Here is a 23,017-nt window from a genome sequence, read left to right on the forward strand (position 1 = left end):
TGATGGTGGCGATCGCCTTGATATCCGTCAGGACGGCGGCCGGGCCGCGCACAACCGCGCTCGCGGAGCCGAATACAAATGGTGAGGTCCACAACTGGCCTACGGGTCGAGGCTGTTCCTGGACCACCGCCCTTCACTCTTTTCTTGGATTTCAGAGCATGATGAGAAGACGTGTCTGCGGCTTGAGCTTCCTGTTCACCGAACGACTCTGCACGTAAACCTCCAACTTGGGATTGTTCCCCGCCTTCACGGAGACGGTCCCCCGGATACCCGTACCGAACAGAAGGCTGCGTGCCGCGTCGCCCGTATAGGCGCGATCGGTGTCCTTCTCGACCACGATGACTTCCTTGTTGGGCTGAACTTGAGCCCGGGAGCCCAACTGGTAGTAACACGAACCGCGTTCGTACGTAACGCCCGGGTGCGAATCGACGAAGGGTCGAATCTCGATCTCCTTGTCGACCTTCAGGAGTCGATACTTGTCGGCCGCAATCGGTTCGAGGTTCGCCCGCACCTCGTCGACCGATATGTCCTGGCCGACGGCGAACAGGTTCTTCGTACCGCGCACGCCCTGCTCGCGGCCCCGGAGGAAACTGGTGGCGGCAGCGCGCACGGTGCCGATCGCCTCCTCGACACCCTCCCGGGAATCCGCGTCCCAGATGGCGATGTTTCCGGCCGGGAAGCCGTAATTCTGGGCGGTGCGCTTCGCCAGGGAGTTCGGGACGAGGATCGCAGACGTCCAGTGGCCGGGAAGCCCGCCCATCTTCGCCGCGATTTTGTCGAGCCAGTGGCCGAGGATGGCCATGTCGCCGTCGTGCCGCCTGTCGCCACCGGAGGCGTTCTCCTCGCCGTCCGTCACCACGATCTGAAGAAAGCTGTGCTCGCCGTATTCCTCCCAGATATGACCGAGGTCGTCCAGGGACTTCAGAGAGGCCTCGATAAGGGCCGTAGCGCCATTGTTGACCTTGTACAGACCCCGCATGGACGGCAGATGCTTCACGTCCATGTCCCAGACCAGGTTCTCCACCTTGTGGTCGAAGGAGTAGAGGCTGATCCGGGTCTCATGGCCGAGGCTGTCCGACTCGGCCTTCAGACCCGCGACGAACTCGTCCACGACGCGGATGAGTTGACTCTGGTGCTGACGCATGGAACCCGAACAGTCCACTACCAGCGCGACGTGATTCACCTTGTGCTGGATCTTGTTGGCGGACACGTTTCTGCTCCTTCTCCGAGGCTCCCCAAGTGATGCTTGAACTCTATGTGCAGGCACTGACAACGGCGTTTGACGCACGATCACCCGCCTGCGCCCGGCGACGTGTTCGGCACCCAGGAGACGCCTGCCGACCGGGGGTCGGATCAGCGTGGTGAGGCCCGTCAACGCAGCAGCTGAGGGTCGTCGCACGGCTACGAACTGTCTTCGAGACTTCTTCGCCATGGCCATTGACGCGACGGCCGGTTGGCGCTTCATTGGTCACGGCAGCACGTCGACGGCCGGAGCAACACTCCGCACCCGTGAGCATCGTCGCGGAGTCCATCGAGTCGCCGCTTCCGGTCGATGTCAGCGCGCAAATGGGAGCGCTCCCACGTTCGAAGAGTAAAGGTCAGGCGCACAAAACACTCAATGGGAGCGCTCCCATTCGACTCGGAAGGGGAAGATTCATGACATTCATCAGAAATAGCAGCACGCCTGCGGCAGCACTCGCTGCCGTAGCCGCCACGGGTGCGCTGCTGGTGACTTCAGTGGCGGTGCCCTCGGCACCGCCAGCCGCCGCGGCCGAGGCCCATGTGGACAATCCGTTCGCCGGAGCCTCGGCGTACGTGAACCCGGACTATGCCGACCTGGTCGCTGCTTCGATCAGCAAGACGGCCGACGCATCCGTCAAGGCGAAGATGGAGACCGTCAAGACGTATCCCACCGCGGTGTGGCTGGACCGGATCGCCGCGATCAACGGCGGCGAGGCCAACGCCGGCCGCAAGAGTCTGCGGGACCACCTCGACCTCGCCCTGGCACAGAAGAAGGACGGCCGGCCTCTCACCGCCACGTTCGTCGTCTACGACTTACCCGGCCGTGACTGTGCCGCGCTTGCCTCCAACGGCGAGCTGCCGCTGACACAGGCCGGCCTGGACCGGTACAAGAGCGACTACATCGACGCGATCTCGGACGTCTTCAAGGACCCGAAGTACGCGGACATCCGCATCACCACCGTGATCGAACCCGACGGTCTGCCGAACCTGGTGACCAATGTGGCCGGCGACCCCGAATGCCAGCAGGCGAAGTCCAGCGGTATCCAGGTCAAGGCGGTCCAGCACGCCCTGGACAAGCTGCACGCCATCCCGAACGTCTACACCTACATGGACTTCGCCCACTCGGGCTGGCTCGGGTGGGACAACAACCTCAAGCAGTCCGTCCAGCTCTACACCGACGTCGCCAGGGGTACGTCGGCGGGTCTGAGCAGTGTGGACGGATTGATCACCAACGTCGCGAACTACACGCCCCTGGCGGAGCCGTTCATCACGGACCCGGACAAGACGGTCGGCGGGCAGCAGGTCAAGGGAAGCAAGTACTACGAGTGGAACCCGAACTTCGACGAGTCGGACTTCACGAAGGACGTTCACAAGGAGCTGGTGACGCAGGGATGGCCCACCTCGACGGGCATGGTCATCGACACCTCTCGCAACGGATGGGGCGGATCCGGCCGCCCGTCGGCCGCTAGCACCAGCACCACGCTCGACACCTGGGTGAGTGAGTCCAAGGTCGACAGGAGAGCCCACCGCGGACTGTGGTGCAACGTCGCCGGCGCGGGTATCGGCGCGCCTCCCCAGCCGAGTCCCGAGGGCAGCCCCGACTCGCATCTGGACGCCTACCTGTGGGTGAAGCCGCCGGGTGAGTCCGACGGAGCGAGCAAGGACATCCCGAACGAGGAGGGCAAGAAGCAGGACCCGATGTGCGATCCCGCGTATACGGCTCCGAACGCCGGCAACAACAAGACGGGCGCGCTCGCGGACGCCCCTCTCGCGGGTCACTGGTTCCATGACCAGTTCGAGATGCTGGTGAAGAACGCCTACCCGGCAATCCGGGAGGCCGGAGCGGGTGACAGGGAGGCCCCCTCGGCGCCCGCAGATCTGAAATCCACCGGCAAGACCGCCACCAGCGTGTCCCTCGCGTGGAACGCGGCCACCGACAACGTCGGCGTGACCGGATACGACGTCTTCCGTAACGGCGTCAAGGTCAACTCGGCCTCGATCAGCGGCACGGTGTACACCGACAGCGGGCTGAAGGCATCGACAAAGTACGCCTACACGGTCAAGGCACTCGACGCCGCGGGCAATGTCTCCGACGCCTCCTCACAGATCACCGCTCGGACCGGGAAAGTCGCTACCGGCACCGGTAAGGACTGGCTGCACACCCAGGGCAACCAGATCGTCGACGAGAACGGCAACAAGGTCTGGATGACCGGCGCCAACTGGTTCGGTTTCAACACCGGCGAGCGGGTCTTCCACGGCCTGTGGTCCGCGAACATGGAGACCGTCACCAAGGAGATGTCCCAGCGCGGCATCAACACCCTGCGCGTGCCGATCTCAACGCAGCTGCTGCTGGAATGGAAGAACGGCCAGGCCGCCGTTCCCGGGGTCAACTACTACGAGAACCCCGAACTGAAGGACAAGACGAGCCTGCAGATCTTCGACGCCTTCCTCGGCATGGCAGAGACGTACGGCATCAAGGTCATGCTCGACGTCCACAGCGCCGACGCGGACAACTCGGGTCACCTCTACCCCGTCTGGTGGAAGGGCTCCATCACCACCGAGCAGTTCCACACAGCCTGGGAATGGGTCACCGACCGCTACAAGAGCAACGACACCATCGTGGCGATGGACATCAAGAACGAGCCGCACGGCAAGCACAGCGAGATCCCACGGGCGAAGTGGGACGACTCCACCGACCAGGACAACTTCAAGTACGCCTGCCAGACCGCGGGCCGGCGGATCCTCGCCATCAACCCGAACGTCCTCGTCCTGTGCGAGGGCATTGAGATCTACCCCAAGGACGGGGCCAATTGGACCTCCACGACGGAGGGTGACTACCACTTCGACTGGTGGGGCGGGAATCTCCGCGGCGCCAAGGACCACCCGGTCGGCCTCGGTAACCAGCAGGACCAGCTCGTGTACTCCCCCCACGACTACGGCCCCCTCGTCTACCAGCAGCCCTGGTTCAAGGGCGAATGGAATCGCACGACGCTGGAGCGGGACGTCTGGGACCCCAACTGGCTCTACCTGCACAAGTCGAACACGGCGCCGCTACTGATCGGTGAGTGGGGCGGCCTGCTCGACAACGGCCCCAACCAGAAGTGGATGACGGCCCTGCGGGACCTCATCGTGGAGAACAAGATCCACCAGACGTTCTGGTGCATCAACCCCAACTCCGGTGACACCGGTGGCCTCCTCAACAACGACTGGAAGACCTGGGACGAGGCCAAGTACACCCTGCTCAAGCCCGCTCTGTGGCAGGAGAGCGGAAAGTTCGTGAGCCTCGATCACCAGGTCAGGCTCGGTGGTTTCTCCAGCACCACCGGGATCAGCCTGGCCGATCTCTACGGCGACGGGGTCCGGGGGACGACACTCAGCCTCCGAGCGTCCCGTCGGATGTGAAGGTGTCGGCGAAGACCTCTACGACTGTGAGCCTGAGCTGGACGGCTTCGACCGCCGACACTGGTGTGACCGGCTACGACGTCTACCGCGACGGTGCGAAGGCGGGCTCCTCTGGGGCGCTGCTCGCCGATGAAGCGGGTCACCTCCGCGGCGAGCCGCGGCACGGGGACAGGGGCGAGAGCTCCGTCCGGGTGTCCGGTCAGCTCCACGCGATCGACGCCCAGTTCCCGTGCGGCGCAGGCGAGTTCGTCCGCCCGCACGGTGTGCAGGTCGCCGGGCCTGCCGTGCAGGGTGGACGACTCGCCATGGGTGAAGCAGAGGACGCCCGTGGGCACATCGGAGCCGGACTGCAGGGCGAGCAGGCCGCCCAGACCGAACGACTCGTCTCGGGGTGGGCGACCACCGCCGGCACTCGCCCTATCCTGTCCGGCAGGCCGTGCCCGGCACCTGTGCCGGTCATCTCAGGTGTAGATGATCTGACCGCCGGCCGCGTGCTCGTAGAACTCGCCGACCGTGATGACGCCCTGCACCTGCTCGACGAGGTCGTCCTTGTCGAGTTCGAAAAGGTCCACCGACGCCTTGCAGGCGTAGATGCCCGCGCCGGTGTCGACGATCATCTCGATGAACTCGGGGATCGGCGGGATGTCGAGCTTGTCCATCTTGCGTTCCATGTAGCGGGTGACCAGGTCGGGGACTCCCGGCATACCGCCCAGCAGGGTCGGCAGGTGCAGACCGGGGTTGCCGACCGTGGCCAGCTTGATGTGCTCCCAGCGCTTCTTCGTGATCGCGTCCAGGCCGAAGAAGGTGAAGAACAGATCGGCCTCGATGCCTTCGGCGCGAGCGCCGTTGGCCATGATCAAGGCTGGGTAGATCCCTTCCAGGGAACCCTTGGAAACGATGATCGAGACCTTCTCGATCGTGGTGGTGTCGGCCATCACTGATCCCTTCTCAGATGCAGCCGCGCGGCGCGGGAATGCCGGCGACCTTCGCCGCGGTCTTCGCCGGGCCCTTGGGGAAGAGCTGGTACAGCTCCTTGACGCTCACTCCGGAGGTCTTGCCGAGCACGCGCACGGTCGGCCCAGTGCCCTTGGCGGCGTACTGCTCGCGCATGAAGCGGATGACGGTCCAGTGCCGGTCGGTCAGCGTGTCGATGCCGGCTTCCTTGGCGATCTGCTCGGCCATCTGCTCGGTCCAGCGGGCGGGGTCGGTGAAGAAACCCTCGTCGTCGACGGGGATGTCGGTGTTGTCATAGGTGGCAGTGGGCATGACGGGGTCCTCTCCCCTTGGACCACGTGGCCGCAGACGGACACGCGGTTCTCAGTCGGATGCGCGGTGCTTGCCGTGCTCGGGCATCGCCGAGCCGATGCCGGGCAGCTCCCGGCCGGGCAGCAGGCTGTGCCAGTACAGCCATTCGAAGGCGAGCTTGCCGAGATGGGCGGCGTGCGACTCCTTCAGCAGCGGCAGGCCGACCGGACCCGGGAAGTGGCCGGGCAGCGGTTCGGTGTCGTAGTTGAAGTCGATCAGCAGCGCCTTGTGGAAGCCGGTCTCGACGAAACAGTTGGCGTGCCCGTCGAAGGAGGCGTCCAGCGGCTGTCCGGCAAGGAAGCGGCCGATGTTGTGCACCAGCACCTCGCCTTCGAAGTGAGCCACCGAACCGGCCCTGGAGGCGGGCAGTCCGGCCGCATCCCCGATCGCGAACACCTCCGTACGATCCGGGTGTTGGAGGGTGTGCGGGTCGACCGGCACGAAGCCCAGTTCGTCGCCCAGGCCCTCGGAACGCTCCACGTACTCGGCGCCGCCGTGCAGGGGCACCACGACCGCCAGGTCGAAGGCCACCTCCCGCTCGTCGTACGACACCAGCCGGCCACCCGCGCCGTCGACCTCGCCGAGCGTGAACTCCGTGACCAGCTCGACCTCCTTCTCCTTCAGCAGCCCGCTGAGCGCCTTGGCCGCGACCGGCTTGGTGAAGGCCGCGTCCAGCGGGGTGGCGTACGTCAGCTCGACCCGGTCGCGGATGCCTCGGTTCCGGAAGTACCAGTCGGCCAGAAAAGCGAACTCCAAAGGCGCTACGGGGCACTTGAGGGGCAGGTCGGCGACGTCGACCACCAGGCGGCCGCCGTCGAAGCGTTCCAGCGCTTCGTGCAGACCCACGGCTCCGGTCAGGTCGTAGAAGGTGAAGACCTTCTCGCCCCAGCCGGGGCCGGTGAGTCCCTCGGTCTCCTCCGGCAGCAGCCTGGCCCCGGTGGCGACCACGAGGACGTCGTAGCCGAGGCGGATGCCGCCGCCGAGGTGCACGGTCCGCGCGTCCAGGTCGACCCGCTCGATCAGTGCCTGCTTGTAGTCGACCGCCGGGTTCAGCTGCCGCGGGCGGGGGCGCACGAGGTGGTCGGGCGGAGCGAGCCCGAAGGACACGAACAGCAGGCCGGGCTGGTAGAGGTGGTCGTCGTTCTGGTCGACGACCGTGATCCGGCACTCACGTTGGTCGTACGTGCGGCACAGGCGGTTGGCCGTCATGGTGCCGGCGGTGCCGCCGCCAAGAATCACGATGTGTTTGCCCATGTCCCCACTGTCGTGCGGGAAACGGGAGCGGGGCATGGGCCGCTGGTCCCCACCCGAGTACCCACCCGGGTATGTCTTCGGCCGGGCCCACCGGCCCCAGGACCCCACACGTCCGGCACGAACGCCCTGATAAAATACCCAGCAGGGTATACCGGGGGCGAAATCAGGCACGAGGGCCGAACGGTCCCCGGCGCACCCCGTCGGCCCCTCGCCCCGCCCCCGCACTCAGTTGTCGACTGGAATCCGGAACAGTCGACACGGCGAGAAGGGCTCGGCCATGACCGGCAGCACACCGCAGACCCTCGGCACGAACCGCACCCAGTCCGTGGACGTGCATCGTCTGGAGGTCATCCACGTCGACGGCGACACCTACAACGTGGACGTCCGCGAACACCGCCTCCAGGTCGACCAGCCCCTGGAGGCGGGCGGCACGGACACCGCGCCCACCCCCACCGAGCTGTTCGCGGCCTCGCTGGCCACCTGCGTGGCGTTCTACGCGGGCCGCTACCTGCACCGGCACGGCCTGCCCCGCGCCGGCCTGCGCGTCCGCACGGAGTTCACCATGGCCACCGACCGCCCGGCGCGTGTCACCGCCCTGCGCCTCGTGGTCGTCCCGCCGCCGGAGCTGCCCGAGGAGCGGCGGGCGGCCCTGTTGGCGGTGGTCTCGCACTGCCCGGTCCACAACACCCTCCACCAGCCTCCTGAGATCGACATCGAGCTGGAGCCATGAGTACGGCGCCGACCGTGTCGGCACTGCTGGACAGCATCCGGAGCGGCCTCATCGGCGACGACGAGGTAGTGGACGGGCCGTACGGCCCGAAGCGGATCGTCTACGCCGACTACACCGCATCCGGCCGCTCCCTCGACTTCGTCGAGGACTTCGTCCGCGAACACGTGCTCCCGCATTACGGCAACACCCACACCGAGAGCTCCAGCACCGGGGCGCAGACGACCCGACTGCGCGAGGACGCCCGCCGAATCATCCGGGACGCGGTCGGCGGCACCGGGGACGATCTGGTGATCTTCTGCGGCTCCGGGGCCACGGCCGCTGTCAACAAGCTGGTCGGCATCCTTCAGCTGCGCCGCCCGGACCCGCCGCCTCCGGACGAACGGCCCCTGGTGTTCGTGGGCCCCTACGAGCACCACTCCAACGAGCTGCCCTGGCGCGAGTCCATCGCCGACGTCGTAGTCGTCGACGAGGACGCCGACGGCCACATCGATCTCGCCGCACTCGAAGCGGGGCTACGGCGGCACGCCGACCGTCCGCTGCTGATCGGCAGCTTCTCCGCCGCCTCCAACGTCACCGGCATCCTCACCGACACCGACCGCATCGCCCGGCTGCTGCACGCGCACGGCGCCCTGTCCTTCTGGGACTACGCGGCCGCCGCCCCGTACATCCCGATCCGGATGACCGAGAGCGCTCCGGGCGCCGGGGACCACAAGGACGCGCTGTTCCTGTCCCCGCACAAGTTCGTCGGCGGACCACAGACCCCGGGCGTGCTCGTCGCACGGCGCGACCTGGTCCGCAACCGAGTGCCGACCGCTCCGGGCGGCGGCACGGTAGCCTTCGTCGACCCGACCGGCCACCGCTATCTCGACGACCCGGTCGCCCGGGAGGAGGGCGGCACCCCGGCGATCGTCGAGTCCATCCGCGCCGGTCTGGTCTTCGCCCTCAAGCAGGCCGTCGGCACCGGCACCATCCAGGCCGCCGAGGAGCGGCACTGGAAACGTGCGCTCGCCCGGTGGGCCCGCGACTCCGGCATCGAGATCCTCGGCAACCACCACGCCCGGCGGCTGTCCATCGTCTCCTTCCGCATCCGCCACGGCGAGCACGCCTACCTGCACCACAACTACGTCGTCGCCCTGCTCAACGACCTCTTCGGCATCCAGGCCCGCGGCGGCTGCTCCTGCGCCGGGCCCTACGGGCACCGACTGCTCGCCATCGACGCCGCCACCTCCCACGCCCTGCTCGACGAGGTCACCCGCGGCTGTGACGGCATCAAACCCGGCTGGATCCGCATCAACTTCAACTACTTCATCAGCGACACCGTCCGCGACTACCTCATCGACGCCGTCGGCCTGATCGCCGCGTACGGCCACCGGCTCCTGTCCGACTACCGCTTCGACCCGCACACCGGCCTGTGGCGCCACCGCACCGGCCCGGCCGATCCCCCGCTGCGGCTGACCGACGTACGTTTTGCCGCCGACGGACGGATCACCGCCCCGGCCGTGCGCCACCGCCGGCTTGGCGAGGAGGCACTGACCGGCCAACTCGACCGCGCCCGCGAGGTACTGGCCGCTCGTCCCGAGCGATTCGACGACGGCCCCACCGGACTGCCGGCCGACTTCGAGCGCATGCGCTGGTTCCCGCTGCCGCCCGTCTGCCTGGAACAAACCCGGCCCGGCGCCGGTTGAACCGGACAGCAAAATACCCCACCGGGTATAGCAGAGGAGAGGGAACCCATGCCTACCGTGGAATTGACCAAAGACAACTTCGAGCAGACCGTCACCGGCTCCGAGATCCTGCTGATCGACTTCTGGGCCGCCTGGTGCGGACCGTGCCGCATGTTCGGCCCCGTCTACGAGAAGGCCGCCGAGCGTCACCCGGACATCGCCTTCGGCAAGGTCGACACCGAGGCGCAGCCCGAACTCGCCGGCGCCTTCCAGATCTCCTCCATCCCCACCCTGATGGCCGTCCGCGACCGGACTGTCCTGTACTCGCAGCCCGGCGCACTGCCACCGCAGGCACTGGAGGAACTCATCGGGAAGATCCGCGCCGTCGACATGGACGACGTGCGCCGGAAGGCCGCCGCGGGATCGACGAAAGCGAACTGACGCCCAGGGCGCCCACGAAGCGTGAAGGGCGCCCCGGAACGTCGGGTTCAGCGGCCGCGAAGAGCGGCCTGGGGTGGCGTCGCGGTCGGCCGCGCGCGGGCGTCGACCTCAGCAGGCGCGGAAAAGTCCAGGTCAGGAACAGTTCCTCGGCTCGCTGCCCCGCGTGCGGGCGCCCAGAGCTTCAAACCCGGGGATCCGCCCCTGCTCGCTCCCGACGCCAGCTCGCACATCATGACGTTCGCAACGTCTCCGGCGGCCATAATGGAGTCATGCCCTCCAGCCCACAGCACCCCGCATCCACCCCGAGGGACGTCTCGGGCGCCTACGCCGAGGACTTCGCGCTGTACCGGGAAAAGTTCCGCCGCCGTCTACCGGAATCGCTGGACGAGCTGCAAGGGCCGACCTACGGTGTCGTGGAGCTGCTGCTCCACATGGCCTGGTCCGGGATGACCTCATACGACCTGGGCAAGCCGCGCCAGCGTATGGGCCTGTACCGCACCGTCCTGCACGAGGGCCTGCACGACGACCTGCCCCGCTACCTCAACCAGGACCTGCTCCTCCAGCTGTGGCCGGTGCTGCGCACCCTCGTCGGCCGCACCGTGCGCGCCGTATGGGAAGACGCTTTCCCTCAGCTCGCCTCCCGCACCCGGGCAGCCGCGTGACATACATGCCGGAGCTGCACACGCGGCTCCTGGCGGATGTGATCGCGCTCGGTTCCCCGTATCCACTGGTTCTCACCGGTGGATACGCCGTGCGGGCACACCGCCTCGTGAGCCGCCCCAGCCAGGACCTCGATGTCGCCACCGAGAACCCGGCGCCCATGGCCGACATCGCCGCCACGCTCCACGTCGGCCTGGAAGCCCGCGGCTGGAAGGTGCACGCGCTGGAGACCGCCCCACTGTCCGCCCGATTCGCCGTGACCGACCCGGCCACCGGGCAGGAATGCGAAATCGACATCCTCAAGGAGATCTTCTGGCGGCCGGTCGCCCAGAGCCCGTACGGCCCCGTCCTCGCGGAGGAGGACGTTCGGCGCTGTCGAAGACATCGCTCAGTGCGGTCAGCGGAGCCAGGTCCTCGTCCTGCGGAGGGCGGCCGTCCACGACAGCAGCGGTCACCTTCTCTGCGGCTTGCCGGGCCTCCGCGACGGCCGACGCCAGCTGCTGGCAGACCACCTCCGGATGCGTCATTTTCTCCGCCCGGGAGTCTTCGGGCATCGTCACGGGCATGTCGTTCGAGGTGGCAGGGTCCGATAAGGGCCCAGTCGCAGGCGCGCCCGCCAGACGATCTCGTTCGCGTCGGTCACCAGAAGCTCGCTGGGGCCGAGTGCGGCATCGTCGGCGAGGGGCAGGTCGACCGGCTCCACCTCGCTTTCCGGCTCCGGCCCCGGATCCGACGGTGCGCATATCATGGATGTCCAGCCGCATCCGGACGGGGCCAGAGGATCTCCGATGGTTTCCGCGTTACCGGGATGGTGGGATCGCCAGACGCCTCCGCCCTCGAAGGCGTCGTCAAGCGTGATCCGGGAGCCGTTCTCGAACAGGCCCTGGTCGCTGTCCCGTCGGACGACGTCGGCGAGCGCCACATTCGCCCGGCACACCACCGCGGCGTATCCCACTCCCTTGAGTAGTTCCGTCGCCCCGGGGAACCCGCGAAGCCGCGGGCCGACCGCTGTGTACGCGGTGCCGGGAGAGGTCAGGCCGTAGCGCCGCCTCGCTGGGGTGGCTGCGTGTTCCACCGCTGCCGCGAGGGACCTGAGGTCGTCGCCGCCAAGCGGTCCGGTGTCGCGCCGGCCGTCCGCGAGGGAGGTCCGGGTCATCGCGTAGTGACCCCATGTGCGCAGCGTGTCGCTAGAGTTGAGGGTCCCCCGCACGGTGTCGAGGAGTCCGAGCAGACCCGCCCGCAGGTCGTCGTCGCGTGTGCCGCCCACCAGTTCGGCGAGGGAAACGGGAACGAAGGGACTGAGCAGCTGCTCCCGCGCTGTCGTAAGGAGATAGTCCGCATAGGCCGTCAGGTCGTCGCGCCGTGCCGCTTCCGGGGCGGGTAGCAAACGTCGACGACGACATGGCCGTCCTCGTTGATCCAGCGTCGGCGCGTGCGTAAGCGGTGGAGCTGGGCCGGTGACAGGGCCGGGCCGAAGGCGTAGACGTCGGGGACCAGTAGCTCCCTTCGCCGTGGAGCGGCGCCGTTCCCCGGTCTGCCCGGCCCCTCGGCGCCCGCGGGCGCCCCCGACACCCATGCAGGTACGTCACCGAGGGCGCCCACCTCCGGGTGGGCACCCTCGCGGTAGACGATCTCGGCGTAGAGAGGGTCCGAGCCGGTGGCGACGCATACCATGGCACCGACCGGGAGCACGGGGGCGCACTCGCCGAAGGTGATCACGGGGAAGTCGTCGAGGCTCAGCGGGCTGCCGCCGTAGCCGTCGCCACCAAGGTCGTAACCGAAGTACACAGCGTTGAAGGCGACGGTGGTGTGCACCGGCGCCGGGCGGGCCGTGATCACCGCTTCGAGATAACGCAGCAGCCGATCCCGTTCCTGGCCGGGTACGGCGTCGTAGCCCCGTGTCATGGCTGAGGTCAGAAGAGCCAAGTCTCCGTACGGGTCAGGCACCTCCGTCCCGTCGCTACGCGCCGATGACGCCTCCGGTCGTTCGCCGACCGCTCCTGACGCATACGTGTCCCCACCCATGGCACCTCCGCCGCAACTCCAGGCCGCCCAGCCTGGCGTGCGGTTATTCCCGCAGAATATGTCTGCGCATGGCACTCTGGGGGCACTTTCGTCACTTTGCGGTGGTTGGCAGCGGCTCGCGCCGAACACACCCCCGCGCCGAGGTCAGACGGCGCTCGCATGGCACGGGTCTGAGCAGGCGAGGGCATCGGATTATGGGTCACCGTCGGCTGGCGCTGTCCAGGCAGACCGGCTACACCTAGCGCTGCGGAAGCCGAGTTAGCCAGACCGGTGGCAAGCGAAGCGCTGCAACCAGACCCGGCAACTCACAGAGCGCAGCCATCGCCTCAGCGCCAAGGACAAAATGGCCTCGTGATTCTCAACGCGCACGGCACCGATACAGGGAGTGATGAATCAACCGCTGTGCCGATGCAGTCTCACCTGACGGCCCACAGAAGCAGCGTCGAACAAGTGTCACGAATGACCAGCTCCTCGCCCGAAATCAAAACAACGGACGCATGCTTGCGTTACCCCTTGGCAAAGCCACAGATCAGCAACTCCAAGTAGCAGGCATAGGAGAGCACAGCTCGCTCGACCCCACGATGACTCGGAAACAAGTGGAACGAGGTGCCACCTCGAAGAACTGCAGGTCAGCGACCCTCCTTGGCAGGCTCCAGAATTGCCACGCACTCAACGTGGTGCGTCATCGGAAACAGGTCGAACGCCCGCAGCGTCCGCGGCTTGTAGCCCGTGTCCCGGAAGTACGCCAAGTCCCGTGCCAGTGCCGCCGGGTCGCACGCCACGTACGCGATTCGCCGCGCGCCCAGGCCCGCCAGGTGGTGCACCGTCTGCTTGCCCGCCCCCGCGCGAGGCGGGTCGAGCACGATCAGGTCCACCTCGGTGATCTTGGTGCGTGGGAGGACCTGGTCGACCTTGCCGTGTTCGATGCGTACGCGCTCGAAGTCCTGGAGGTTGTGGCGGGCGTCCTCGACGGCGCGCTTGGTCGACTCGATGCCCAGTACCGCGCCCTTCTCGCCCACCCGGTCGGCGATCGCGCCCGCGAACAGGCCCACGCCGCAGTACAGATCGAGCGCCATGTCGCCCTTGCGCGGCAGCAGGCCCTGCATCACGGCCTTGACCAGGATGTCCGCGGCCTGCGGGTGGACCTGCCAGAAGCCGCCCATGCCGACTCGGTACGTCCGGTCGTCGGCCCGTTCCCTCACGAAGGCTCGGCCGTGCACCCGGTGCACTCCGCCGTCGTGCTCGTCGACCCGCAACACCGATACCGGCTTGTCCAGTTCGACGAGCGGCAGCCGGCCGCCCGGGCGTGGAGTGAGGATGACCTGGCGGTCGTTCGACCCACTCGCCGCGATCGCCTCGACCGTGGCCATCTGTGGCCAGTCCTGCTTCTCGATACCGAGCTCGGTGACGCCGGGCGCGGCAATCATGCAGTGGTCGATCGGCTGGACGTCGTGCGAGCGGTGCTTGCGCAGTCCCGCCCGGCCCTCCGTGTCGATCGCGTACTGCACGCGCGTGCGCCACGCGGGCACTTCGCCCGGGGGCACCTTGTCCCCCGGCGCCGGCATGACCGTGCCGTCCCAGCCGACCTCCTCGGGCGTGAGACCCGCGAGGCGCTGCAGTTGCTCGGCGATCACCTCGCCCTTGAACCGCCGCTGCGCGCCCGGCTTGGCGTGCTGCCAGTCGCAGCCACCGCAGTTGCCCGGACCCGAGTAGGGGCAGGGGGCCTCGACGCGGTCCTTGGATGCCTCGATGATCCGTACGGCGTCGGCGCGCAGGAAGCGGGAGTCCTCTTCGCCTTCGGTGATGCGGGCGACGACCTTCTCACCGGGAAGCGTGTGCCGTACGAACAGCACCCGCCCCTCCTCGGTGCGGGCGATGCAGTGGCCGCCGTGTGCGACGGGGCCCACCTCGACCTCGTACTCCTCCCCGACCAGCGACGAATCGGATGCGTTCTGCATGACGGGGTGACTCCAGGGATATGAGGGGGCCGCCGTCCGTGTGCGGACGACAGCCCCCCAGTCTACGTGGGTGCATGGACCCCTCAGGACTCCCTGGGGCGCTCGTCCACGGGGCCGCGCCGCACCGAGCCGGGCGCGTTCCATTCCTGGCGCTTCCTCGCCCGGAGCTTCGCGGCCTCGGAGGACTGCAGCTGGTAGGGCACCGACGTGACCATCACTCCGGGCGTGAACAGCAGCCGTCCCTTGAGCCGCAGGGCGCTCTGGTTGTGCAGCAGATGCTCGTACCAGCGCCCCACCACGTACTCGGGGATGATGACGCTGACCACGTCCCGCGGGCTTTCGCGGCGCAGCCCCTTGACGTACTCGATGACCGGCCGGGTGATCTCGCGGTACGGGGAGTCGAGGATCTTCAGCGGCACATTGATGCCACGGCGCTCCCACTCGTCCTTGAGCGCCTTGGTCTCGGCCGCGTCGACGCTGATACTGAGCGCTTCGAGCCGGTCGGAGCGCATCAGCTTGGCGTATGCGAGGGCGCGCAGCGTCGGCTTGTGGATCTTGGAAACCAGCACGATGGAGTGCACGCGCGAGGGCCGCACATAGTCGTCGGGACGCTCTTCTTCGGCAGCGATCTCTTCGGAGACCCCGTCGTAGTGCCTGCGGATCGCGGTCATGGTCCCGTAGAAGATCACCATGCCGAGCAGCGCCACCCACGCGCCGTGCGTGAACTTGGTGGCGAGGACGACGACCAGCACCAGGCCCGTGAAGAAGGCACCGAAGGTGTTGATCGCCCTGGAGCGGATCATGTGCCGGCGTTTGGCCTGGTCCTTCTCGGTCCTCAGATGGCGGTTCCAGTGCCGCACCATGCCCGTCTGGCTGAGCGTGAAGGAGACGAACACGCCGACGATGTAGAGCTGGATCAGCTTCGTCGAGTCCGCCCCGTAGATCCAGACCAGCAGGATGGCCGCACCTGCCAGCAGCACGATGCCGTTGGAGAAGGCGAGCCGGTCGCCTCGCGTGTGCAGCTGGCGTGGCAGATAGCGGTCCTGCGCGAGGATCGAGCCGAGGAGCGGGAATCCGTTGTACGCGGTGTTGGCGGCCAGGAAGAGAACCAGCGCGGTGGCTGCGGCGAGCAGCACGAAGAAGAAGGTGCCGTCACCGAAGACGGCGGCCGCGACCTGGGAGATCACAGGGTTCTGGACATAGTCGCTGCCGACCGGCGTGCCATTGTGCAGCAGGTCGTCGGCGGGCGACTCGGCCATCTTCACGTCGGTGGCCATGGCCAGGCCGATGATGCCGCAGAACATGGTGACGGCCAGGCCGCCCATGAGGGCCAGGGTGGTCGCGGCGTTCTTGCTCTTCGGCTTGCGGAAGGCGGGGACGCCATTGCTGATCGCTTCGACGCCGGTGAGCGCGGCACAGCCGGAGGAGAAGGCCCGCAGCAGCAGGAAGACCAGCGCGAAGCCGGCAAGGCCCTGGTGCTCGGCCTTGATCTCGAAGCCTGCGGTCGGGGCCTCCATGGTGTCGTCGAGGACGAAGCCCCTGAAGGCACCCCACGCGATCATGATGAAGACGCCTGCGACGAAGACATACGTCGGGATGGCGAAGAGCTTGCCCGATTCCTTCACGCCACGCAGATTCATCAGCGTGAGGAGGATGATGATCGCGATGGCGCAGAGGACCTTGTTCTCGACCACGAAGGGGATCGCGGAGCCGAGGTTCTCCACGCCGGAGGCGATCGACACGGCCACGGTGAGGACGTAGTCGACGAGCAGGGCGCTGGCGACGGTGAGCCCGGCCCTGGGGCCGAGGTTGGTGTTGGCGACCTCGTAGTCACCGCCGCCACTCGGATACGCATGGACGTTCTGGCGGTAGGAGGCCACCACCGTGAACATCAGGACCACGACGGCCACGGCGATCCACGGGCTGAAGTGATACGCCGACACGCCCGCGATGGAGAGCACCAGAAGGACTTCTCCCGGTGCGTACGCCACCGAGGACAGCGGGTCGGAGGCGAAGACGGGAAGTGCGATGCGCTTGGGCAGGAGCGTTTCTCCCAGCCTGTCGCTGCGCAGCGCCCTTCCGATCAGGATCCGTTTGGGGAGGTCGGTCAGTTTGGACACGCAGAGGATCGTATGGCTTCCGCATGAACGAGGCCCACCCAGTACCCCCCCCAGCGTCTCCCTCTGCTCGGAATCTCCCCCTCCCATCTCACAGAGGGACCCTGGGCGGACCGCGCGTGTGTAGGTTGAGCCGCGGTCTGAGACCCTGTTAAGCCTGAGCCAAGAACAGCTGGGCCCATTGACAGCCGGAAGGACGGTCGTGCACATCGTCATCATGGGATGCGGGCGAGTGGGAGCCGCACTCGCGCAGACCCTGGAGCAGCGGGGGCACACGGTCGCCATCGTCGACCAGGACCCCACGGCCTTCCGCCGCTTGGGCTCCGGGTTCGGCGGCCGCCGCGTCACCGGAGTCGGGTTCGACCAGGACACCCTGCGTGAAGCGGGTATCGAGGAAGCCGGCGCCTTCGCAGCCGTCAGCAGCGGCGACAACTCCAACATCATCGCCGCGCGGGTCGCCCGCGAGATGTTCGGCATCGAGAACGTCGCGGCCCGTATCTACGACCCCCGGCGCGCCGAGGTCTACCAGCGGCTCGGCATCCCCACGGTCGCCACGGTCCGCTGGACGGCCGACCAGATGCTGCGGCGGCTGCTGCCGTCGGGCGCGGAGCCGCTGTGGCGTGACCCGAGCGGCGGAGTGCAGCTCGCCGAGGTGCACACGTCGGCCTCCTGGGTGGGCCACAAGGTCAGCAAACTGCAGGAGGAGACCGGGGTACGGGTCGCCTTCCTCACTCGGCTGGGCGAGGCGGTCCTGCCGACCGCGCAGACGGTTCTGCAGGAGGGCGATCTCGTCCACGTGATGATGCGTACGGACGAGGTCGAGAAGGTCGAGGCGGCGTTCGCCGAGGGCCCTGAGGAGGGCGGTCACTGATGCGGGTCGCTATTGCGGGCGCCGGAGCGGTGGGCCGTTCCATCGCCGGTGAGCTGCTGGAGAACGGGCACGAAGTGCTCCTGATCGACAAGGCGCCGACCGCCATCTCCGTGGAGCGGGTGCCCCAGGCGGAGTGGTTGCTGGCCGACGCCTGCGAGATCACGTCGCTGGACGAGGCGGCGCTGCAGCGGTGCAACGTCGCGATCGCGGCGACCGGCGACGACAAGGTGAATCTGGTCATCTCGCTGCTCGCGAAGACGGAGTACGGCGTGCCGAGGGTGGTCGCGCGTGTCAACAACCCCAAGAACGAGTGGCTCTTCAACGAGTCCTGGGGCGTCGATGTCGCGGTCTCCACGCCGCGTCTGATGTCGGCACTGGTGGAGGAAGCGGTGAGCGTCGGCGACCTCGTCCGGCTGCTGCGCTTCAGCCACGGCGACGCGAACCTGGTCGAACTGACGCTGCCGCCGGAGTCGGCGCTGGCCGGTACGCAGGTCAGCGATGTGGCCTGGCCCGAGGACACCTCGCTGGTCACGATCATCCGCGGCTCGCGGGTGCTCACTCCGGGTGCAGAGGAAACGCTGGAGGCGGGCGACGAGCTGCTGTTCGTGGCCGCGCAGGCGCGCGAGGAACAGCTGGAGGACCTGCTGTCGGTACGTCGCGCCTCGTGACCCTTTCCGGGGCGGGCACCGCCCCGGACCCCGGTCGTCACGACGCCGGACGGGCTCGGAATCCGAGCCCGTCCGGCGTTTGCGTTCGAGGCCCGCGGACTACAGCTCGGGCGAGGCCGCGGCGCGGTTGCGCTCCTTCTCGGCCTGCTCCTCCGCCTCCATCTCCGCGAAGACGTCGATGGGCGGCGGTGCCTTCGCCAGGAAGACCCAGGTCAGATACACGGCCAGCAGGAACGGCGGAATCTTCAGGGCGACCAGAACCCAGCCGAGCTGGGCGGTGTCCGCCCACCAGTACAGCGGGAAGAGAATCGCGCACTTGGCCAGCAGGATCAGGCCCCACGCCCAGCTCGCCTTGGCGTACGCCGTCTTGCGGCCCGGGTTACGCGTCCGCCAGGAGAGGTTCTCCTTGAAGACCGGTCCCAGGATCAGACCGATCAGCGGGACGCCCGCGATGGTCGTGACGATGTACGCGACGGCCAGGCCCAGGGTGTAGAGCATGCCCGGCAGATAGAAGTCCTTGGCATTGCCGGTCATCATCGCGAAGACGACGCCGAAGGCCACCCCGAAGACGCCGCTGAAGGCGTGCTTGACGGTGTCCCTGCGGATCAGCCGGACCACGACGAGCATCAGCGAGAGGGCGAGTGCCGCGATCGCCGAGACGTGCAGGTTCTTGTTGACCGTGAAGATCGTGACGAACAGCAGTCCGGGCAGGACCGTCTCCACCATGCCGCGCACGCCGCCGAAGGCCTCGAACAGCGCCGCCTCCGTGACTGCTTTGGCGTCGCTGTCCTGCTGCTGGTCGTTCGTCTTGGTGGTCGGCTTGTCGAGAGACGTCACCGGCTACTCCTGTCCGAGTGGTCGGAGTTCGTATTTGGGATTGAACAGCACCCGGCGGCCGTGGCTCATGGAGATCCGCCCCGAGGCGATGAGCCTGCGGCCCGGTTCGATGCCCACGATGGACCTGCGGCCGAGCCAGACGACGTCCAGCGGGGCCGTACCGTCGAAGAGCTCCGCCTCCAGCGCGGGCACGCCGGCCCGCGGACGCAGGGTGACGGTGCGCAAGGTACCAGTCACCCGGACTATCTGGCGGTCGTGGCACTCAGCGATACGGGTACACCCCGATGCCTGGGCATCCTCCTGAAGCTCCTCGGACTCGAGGTCCTGCTGAGAGCTGGACAGCCGGTCGAGCATGCGGCGGAAGCGGCCGGCCGGCTTCTCGGCCTTGTCGGAACGGGGTACGGCGCTCATGCATCAAGCCTACCGGCCGGCCCCGACACCGAATCAGCGCTCGAAGCGGTATCCCATGCCCGGCTCGGTGACGAAGTGTTCGGGGTGCGAGGGGTCCCTCTCCAGCTTGCGCCGCAGCTGCGCCATGTAGACCCGGAGATAGTTCGTCTCGGTGCCGTAGGAGGGGCCCCAGACCTCCTGGAGCAGCTGCCTCTGGCTGACCAGTCGGCCGGTGTTGCGTACGAGGACCTCCAACAGATGCCACTCGGTCGGCGTGAGCCGCACATCGCGCCCGTCCCGGTGGACCTTCTTCGCCGCGAGATCGACGGTGAAGCCGTCCGTCTCGACGATCACCAGCTCGTCGTCCCCGCCGCCGACCGGCTCGGCCCTGCGGACCGCGGCCCGCAGCCGGGCCAGCAGCTCGTCCATGCCGAACGGCTTGGTGACATAGTCGTCGGCCCCGGCGTCCAGCGCCTCGACCTTCTCGTCGGAGGTGTGACGGGCCGAGAGGACCAGGATCGGGACGCGCGTCCAGCCGCGCAGGCCCTTGATCACCTCGACGCCGTCCATGTCGGGCAGCCCGAGGTCGAGTACGACGACATCGGGGTGGCGGGCCGCGGCCAGCTCAAGGGCTGTCGCACCGTCGGGAGCCGCGTCCACCTCGTACGTGCGCGCCTTCAGGTTGATCACGAGGGCGCGTACGATCTGCGGCTCGTCTTCGACCACGAGCACCCGGGTCATCAAGGCCTGCCTTTCTGCACTGTCACTGGCGTCTGCACGGCTGTCCCCCTCATGAGGCGACCCCGGCGGGAAGATCGGGGGCGACCGGGGCGGATCCCGGCGCCGCCCGGAGGGTGAGGACCATCGTCATTCCGCCGCCGGGTGTGTCCTCGGCGGTGAGGGTGCCGCCCATGGACTCGACGAAGCCCCGTGCGACCGCGAGGCCGAGGCCCACTCCCGTTCCGCGCGGCGCGTCACCGTGACGCTGGAACGGCTCGAAGATCCGGTCCTTCGCGTCATCGGGGACGCCGGGGCCGCGGTCGGCGACGCGCACCTCGACCCGGTCGCCGAGGGCGCTCGCCGCCACAGAGACGGGCACCGCGTCGGGGCTGTACTTGACGGCGTTCTCGACGATGTTGGCGACGGCGCGCTCCAGGAGTCCGCGGTCGACGGCCACCATCGGCAGCGTCTCGGTTATGTCCAGCTCCACGCTCTGGACGGGCACCCCCACGAGCGCCATCGGAACGACCTCGTCGAGATCGGTCTCCCGGATCAGCGGGGTGACGGTGCCGGTCCTCAGGCGCGACATGTCGAGGAGATTGTCCACGAGATGGTCGAGCCGGTCGGCGCCGTCCTCGATGCCTTCGAGCAGCGCCGCCTCGTCCTCCTCGGACCAGGCGACGTCGTCGGACCTGAGCGAGGAGACGGCGGCCTTGATGGCGGCGAGCGGTGTGCGCAGATCGTGGCTTACCGCGGCGAGCAAGGCGGTGCGGATGCGGTTGCCCTCGGCCAGCCGGCGGGCCTCCTCCGTCTGTCCGACCAGGCGCTGGCGCTCCAGTACGACGGCCGCCTGCGCGGCGAACGCGGCAAGCACCCTGCGGTCCTCGGCGGGCAGCACCCGGCCCGAGAGCGCGAGCGCCATGTGGTCGCCGACCGGGATGTCCACGTCCGCGTCCTCGGGGCGTACGACTGAGCTTTTGCCGACGCTGCCCGCGCAGGTCCACGGATCGACGTCGCTGTGCCGCTCCAGCAGCGCCACGGACTCCATGGAGAAGGTCTCGCGGACCCGTTCGAGCAGGGCGTCGAGCGTGGTCTCGCCCCGGAGCACGCTTCCGGCGAGAAAGGAGAGGATCTCGGACTCGGCGCGCAGCCGGGCGGCCTGCTGGGTGCGGCGGGCGGCCAGGTCCACCACGGAGGCCACCGCGACGGCCACCGCGAAGAAGATCGCGATGGCGACGATGTTCTTCGGGTCGCTGATGGTCAGGGTGTGGGTGGGCGGCGTGAAGTAGTAGTTCAGCAGCAGCGAGCCCACGGCCGCCGAGGCGAGCGCCGGGAGCAGCCCGCCGAGGAGCGCGGACACGACGGTCAGGAAGAGGAAGAGCAGGACGTCATTGGCGAGGCCGAGGCTGTCGTCGAGGCTGGTGAGCAGCAGCGACAGCAGAACGGGACCGGCGACGCCGGCAAGCCAGCCGGCGATGATCCGGGAGCGGCCGAGGCGGGCGCCGCGGGCCATCGGCAGTCCTTGGCCCTTGCCCGCCTCGTCGTGCGTGACGATGTGGACGTCGAGGTCGGGACCGGAGTCGCGGGCGACGGTCGCACTGACGCCGGGGCCGAACATGTACTGCCACACCCGGCGGCGGCTGGCGCCGAGCACGATCTGGGTGGCGTTCACCCCGCGCGCGAACTCCAGCAGGCCGGAGGGGACATCGTCGCCAATGACGTGGTGGAAGGTGCCGCCGAGGTCCTCGACGAGGGTGCGCTGGACGGCGAGGTTCTTGGGCGATGCGGAGGTCAGTCCGTCGCTGCGGGCTATGCAGACCGCCAGCACTTCGCCGCCGGCGCCCTTCTCGGCCAGCCGGGCGGCGCGGCGGATGAGGGTGCTTCCCTCGGGGCCGCCGGTGAGGCCGACGACGATGCGCTCGCGGGCCTGCCATGTCGTACGGATGTTGTGCTCGCCGCGGTACTGCTGGAGGTATGCGTCAACGCGGTCGGCGACCCAGAGCAGGGCCAGTTCGCGCAGTGCGGTCAGATTGCCGGGGCGGAAGTAGTTCGACAGAGCCGCGTCGACCTTGTCCGACGTGTAGATGTTGCCGTGGGCCATGCGGCGGCGCAGCGCCTGGGGTGACATGTCGACCAGTTCGAGCTGGTCGGCCCGGCGCACCACCTCGTCGGGGACGGTCTCCCGCTGCCGTACGCCGGTTATCGACTCGACGACATCGCCCAGCGACTCGAAGTGCTGGATGTTGACGGTCGATATGACGTCGATACCGGCCGCGAGCAGTTCCTCGACGTCCTGCCAGCGCTTGGCGTTGCGCGAGCCCGGCACATTGGTGTGCGCCAGCTCGTCCACCAGGGCCACGGCGGGACGGCGTTCCAGGACCGCGTCGACGTCCATCTCGGTGAAGACCGTGCCGCGGTACTCGATCTCACGCCGCCGCACCTGTTCCAGGCCGTGCAGCATCATGTCGGTGCGGGCGCGTCCGTGGTGCTCGGCGAAGGCCACGACGCAGTCGGTGCCGCGCTCCAGGCGCCGGTGCGCCTCGGACAGCATGGCGTGCGTCTTGCCTACGCCCGGCGCCGCGCCGAGGTAGATCCGTAGCCTGCCGCGTCCCATGGCCCCATTGTCTTTCAGTCTCAGCTGCGTACGCCTGCGTCGAGCCTACGGCCGGAGATTCGGACATCCGGGGCATGAGACAGCCCTCACGTGCGAATTTGACGCGATTCTGACGCGCC

At 68.0% G+C, this 23,017-nt stretch carries 19 protein-coding genes and 2 pseudogenes; 8 read left to right on the plus strand and 13 right to left on the minus strand.

What is annotated here, in order from left to right; translation table 11 throughout:
* Positions 1-151 precede the first annotated feature (151 nt).
* A complete protein-coding gene (locus FBY35_RS08675) occupies positions 152-1,210 on the minus strand; it encodes a vWA domain-containing protein (RefSeq protein ID WP_142213219.1) in 1,059 nt (352 codons plus the stop codon).
* Positions 1,211-1,656: 446 nt separating this feature from the next.
* Here FBY35_RS08675 and FBY35_RS37020 point away from each other — a divergent pair, with 446 nt between their 5' ends.
* Positions 1,657-4,644: a glycoside hydrolase family 6 protein gene (locus tag FBY35_RS37020; RefSeq protein WP_260848565.1), complete on the plus strand. Its 2,988-nt coding sequence runs from the start codon at positions 1,657-1,659 to the stop codon at positions 4,642-4,644.
* On the opposite strand, the pseudogene FBY35_RS37990 reads toward FBY35_RS37020, so the two are convergent.
* The 4 genes and pseudogenes from FBY35_RS37990 to FBY35_RS08700 all read right to left on the minus strand — a co-directional run.
* Positions 4,587-5,024, minus strand: a pseudogene (locus FBY35_RS37990) (PIG-L family deacetylase); the annotation flags it as partial. The gene FBY35_RS37020 and the pseudogene FBY35_RS37990 overlap by 58 nt on opposite strands.
* 81 nt (positions 5,025-5,105) lie before the next feature.
* Positions 5,106-5,579: a DsrE/DsrF/DrsH-like family protein gene (locus FBY35_RS08690; RefSeq protein WP_142213220.1), complete on the minus strand. Its 474-nt coding sequence runs from the start codon at positions 5,577-5,579 to the stop codon at positions 5,106-5,108.
* 13 nt (positions 5,580-5,592) lie between these two features.
* Positions 5,593-5,910 carry a TusE/DsrC/DsvC family sulfur relay protein gene (locus FBY35_RS08695; protein WP_142213221.1) on the minus strand — a complete coding sequence of 106 codons (318 nt, stop codon included), beginning with the start codon at positions 5,908-5,910 and terminating at the stop codon, positions 5,593-5,595.
* A gap of 51 nt (positions 5,911-5,961) precedes the next feature.
* A complete protein-coding gene (locus tag FBY35_RS08700) occupies positions 5,962-7,203 on the minus strand; it encodes an NAD(P)/FAD-dependent oxidoreductase (RefSeq protein WP_142213222.1) in 1,242 nt (413 codons plus the stop codon).
* A gap of 277 nt (positions 7,204-7,480) precedes the next feature.
* Here FBY35_RS08700 and FBY35_RS08705 point away from each other — a divergent pair, with 277 nt between their 5' ends.
* The 5 genes and pseudogenes from FBY35_RS08705 to FBY35_RS37030 all read left to right on the plus strand — a co-directional run.
* The gene (locus FBY35_RS08705; protein ID WP_142213223.1) at positions 7,481-7,933 is read left to right on the plus strand and encodes an OsmC family protein; all 453 of its coding nucleotides are present in this window, start codon (positions 7,481-7,483) and stop codon (positions 7,931-7,933) included.
* On the plus strand, positions 7,930-9,618 hold the full coding sequence (locus FBY35_RS08710; protein ID WP_142213224.1) for an aminotransferase class V-fold PLP-dependent enzyme: 1,689 nt from the start codon (positions 7,930-7,932) through the stop codon (positions 9,616-9,618). Before FBY35_RS08705 ends, FBY35_RS08710 begins: the two co-directional genes overlap by 4 nt.
* Positions 9,619-9,666: 48 nt before the next feature.
* A complete protein-coding gene (gene trxA, locus FBY35_RS08715; RefSeq protein ID WP_142213225.1) occupies positions 9,667-10,038 on the plus strand; it encodes a thioredoxin in 372 nt (123 codons plus the stop codon).
* Between the two features lie 269 nt (positions 10,039-10,307).
* Positions 10,308-10,700: a hypothetical protein gene (locus FBY35_RS08720; RefSeq protein ID WP_142213226.1), complete on the plus strand. Its 393-nt coding sequence runs from the start codon at positions 10,308-10,310 to the stop codon at positions 10,698-10,700.
* A 5-nt stretch (positions 10,701-10,705) separates the two neighbouring features.
* Positions 10,706-11,065 (plus strand): annotated as a pseudogene (locus FBY35_RS37030) (nucleotidyl transferase AbiEii/AbiGii toxin family protein); the annotation flags it as partial.
* 189 nt (positions 11,066-11,254) lie between these two features.
* Here FBY35_RS37030 and FBY35_RS37035 read toward each other — a convergent pair.
* From FBY35_RS37035 to FBY35_RS08740, 4 genes are all read right to left on the minus strand, one after another.
* Positions 11,255-12,085 carry a hypothetical protein gene (locus FBY35_RS37035; protein WP_260848708.1) on the minus strand — a complete coding sequence of 277 codons (831 nt, stop codon included), beginning with the start codon at positions 12,083-12,085 and terminating at the stop codon, positions 11,255-11,257.
* Positions 12,046-12,603, minus strand: a complete 558-nt coding sequence (locus FBY35_RS37040) for a hypothetical protein (RefSeq protein ID WP_260848566.1) — start codon at positions 12,601-12,603, stop codon at positions 12,046-12,048. The genes FBY35_RS37035 and FBY35_RS37040 overlap by 40 nt, the downstream gene beginning before the upstream one ends.
* A gap of 749 nt (positions 12,604-13,352) precedes the next feature.
* Positions 13,353-14,681: a class I SAM-dependent RNA methyltransferase gene (locus tag FBY35_RS08735; protein ID WP_142213227.1), complete on the minus strand. Its 1,329-nt coding sequence runs from the start codon at positions 14,679-14,681 to the stop codon at positions 13,353-13,355.
* An 83-nt stretch (positions 14,682-14,764) separates the two neighbouring features.
* Entirely contained in the window at positions 14,765-16,801 is a 2,037-nt protein-coding gene (locus FBY35_RS08740; RefSeq protein ID WP_142213228.1) for an APC family permease, read from the minus strand.
* 199 nt (positions 16,802-17,000) lie between these two features.
* Here FBY35_RS08740 and FBY35_RS08745 point away from each other — a divergent pair, with 199 nt between their 5' ends.
* Both FBY35_RS08745 and FBY35_RS08750 read left to right on the plus strand, forming a co-directional pair.
* Positions 17,001-17,669, plus strand: a complete 669-nt coding sequence (locus FBY35_RS08745; protein ID WP_142213229.1) for a TrkA family potassium uptake protein — start codon at positions 17,001-17,003, stop codon at positions 17,667-17,669.
* Positions 17,669-18,337, plus strand: coding sequence for a TrkA family potassium uptake protein (locus FBY35_RS08750; RefSeq protein WP_142213230.1), 669 nt, complete (start codon positions 17,669-17,671; stop codon positions 18,335-18,337). Before FBY35_RS08745 ends, FBY35_RS08750 begins: the two co-directional genes overlap by 1 nt.
* Before the next feature lie 99 nt (positions 18,338-18,436).
* On the opposite strand, the gene FBY35_RS08755 is transcribed toward FBY35_RS08750, so the two are convergent.
* Genes FBY35_RS08755 through FBY35_RS08770 form a run of 4 tightly spaced genes read right to left on the minus strand, consistent with a single transcriptional unit; the run spans position 18,437 to position 22,898 of the window.
* On the minus strand, positions 18,437-19,174 hold the full coding sequence (locus tag FBY35_RS08755) for a DUF3159 domain-containing protein (protein ID WP_142213231.1): 738 nt from the start codon (positions 19,172-19,174) through the stop codon (positions 18,437-18,439).
* Positions 19,175-19,177: 3 nt separating this feature from the next.
* Positions 19,178-19,585 (minus strand): OB-fold nucleic acid binding domain-containing protein, encoded by a 408-nt coding sequence (locus FBY35_RS08760; protein WP_142213232.1) that lies wholly within the window; start codon positions 19,583-19,585, stop codon positions 19,178-19,180.
* Between the two features lie 33 nt (positions 19,586-19,618).
* The gene (locus FBY35_RS08765) at positions 19,619-20,305 is read right to left on the minus strand and encodes a response regulator (RefSeq protein ID WP_142213233.1); all 687 of its coding nucleotides are present in this window, start codon (positions 20,303-20,305) and stop codon (positions 19,619-19,621) included.
* A gap of 49 nt (positions 20,306-20,354) precedes the next feature.
* The gene (locus FBY35_RS08770; RefSeq protein WP_142213234.1) at positions 20,355-22,898 is read right to left on the minus strand and encodes an ATP-binding protein; all 2,544 of its coding nucleotides are present in this window, start codon (positions 22,896-22,898) and stop codon (positions 20,355-20,357) included.
* Between the last annotated feature and the right edge of the window lie 119 nt (positions 22,899-23,017).

This window comes from Streptomyces sp. SLBN-118, assembly GCF_006715635.1.
Lineage (GTDB): Bacteria > Actinomycetota > Actinomycetes > Streptomycetales > Streptomycetaceae > Streptomyces.

Excerpts from the sequence above, each read along its gene's own strand:
- FBY35_RS08720 (WP_142213226.1), top strand. The coding sequence starts at position 10,308 with ATGCCCTCCAGCCCACAGCACCCCGCATCCACCCCGAGGGACGTCTCG.
- FBY35_RS08770 (WP_142213234.1), bottom strand. The coding sequence starts at position 22,898 with ATGGGACGCGGCAGGCTACGGATCTACCTCGGCGCGGCGCCGGGCGTA.
- FBY35_RS08750 (WP_142213230.1), top strand. The coding sequence starts at position 17,669 with ATGCGGGTCGCTATTGCGGGCGCCGGAGCGGTGGGCCGTTCCATCGCC.
- FBY35_RS37020 (WP_260848565.1), top strand. The coding sequence starts at position 1,657 with ATGACATTCATCAGAAATAGCAGCACGCCTGCGGCAGCACTCGCTGCC.
- FBY35_RS08760 (WP_142213232.1), bottom strand. The coding sequence starts at position 19,585 with ATGAGCGCCGTACCCCGTTCCGACAAGGCCGAGAAGCCGGCCGGCCGC.
- FBY35_RS08695 (WP_142213221.1), bottom strand. The coding sequence starts at position 5,910 with ATGCCCACTGCCACCTATGACAACACCGACATCCCCGTCGACGACGAG.
- FBY35_RS08705 (WP_142213223.1), top strand. The coding sequence starts at position 7,481 with ATGACCGGCAGCACACCGCAGACCCTCGGCACGAACCGCACCCAGTCC.
- FBY35_RS37040 (WP_260848566.1), bottom strand. The coding sequence starts at position 12,603 with ATGACACGGGGCTACGACGCCGTACCCGGCCAGGAACGGGATCGGCTG.
- FBY35_RS08710 (WP_142213224.1), top strand. The coding sequence starts at position 7,930 with ATGAGTACGGCGCCGACCGTGTCGGCACTGCTGGACAGCATCCGGAGC.
- FBY35_RS08735 (WP_142213227.1), bottom strand. The coding sequence starts at position 14,681 with ATGCAGAACGCATCCGATTCGTCGCTGGTCGGGGAGGAGTACGAGGTC.
- FBY35_RS08700 (WP_142213222.1), bottom strand. The coding sequence starts at position 7,203 with ATGGGCAAACACATCGTGATTCTTGGCGGCGGCACCGCCGGCACCATG.
- FBY35_RS08765 (WP_142213233.1), bottom strand. The coding sequence starts at position 20,305 with ATGACCCGGGTGCTCGTGGTCGAAGACGAGCCGCAGATCGTACGCGCC.
- trxA (WP_142213225.1), top strand. The coding sequence starts at position 9,667 with ATGCCTACCGTGGAATTGACCAAAGACAACTTCGAGCAGACCGTCACC.
- FBY35_RS08690 (WP_142213220.1), bottom strand. The coding sequence starts at position 5,579 with ATGGCCGACACCACCACGATCGAGAAGGTCTCGATCATCGTTTCCAAG.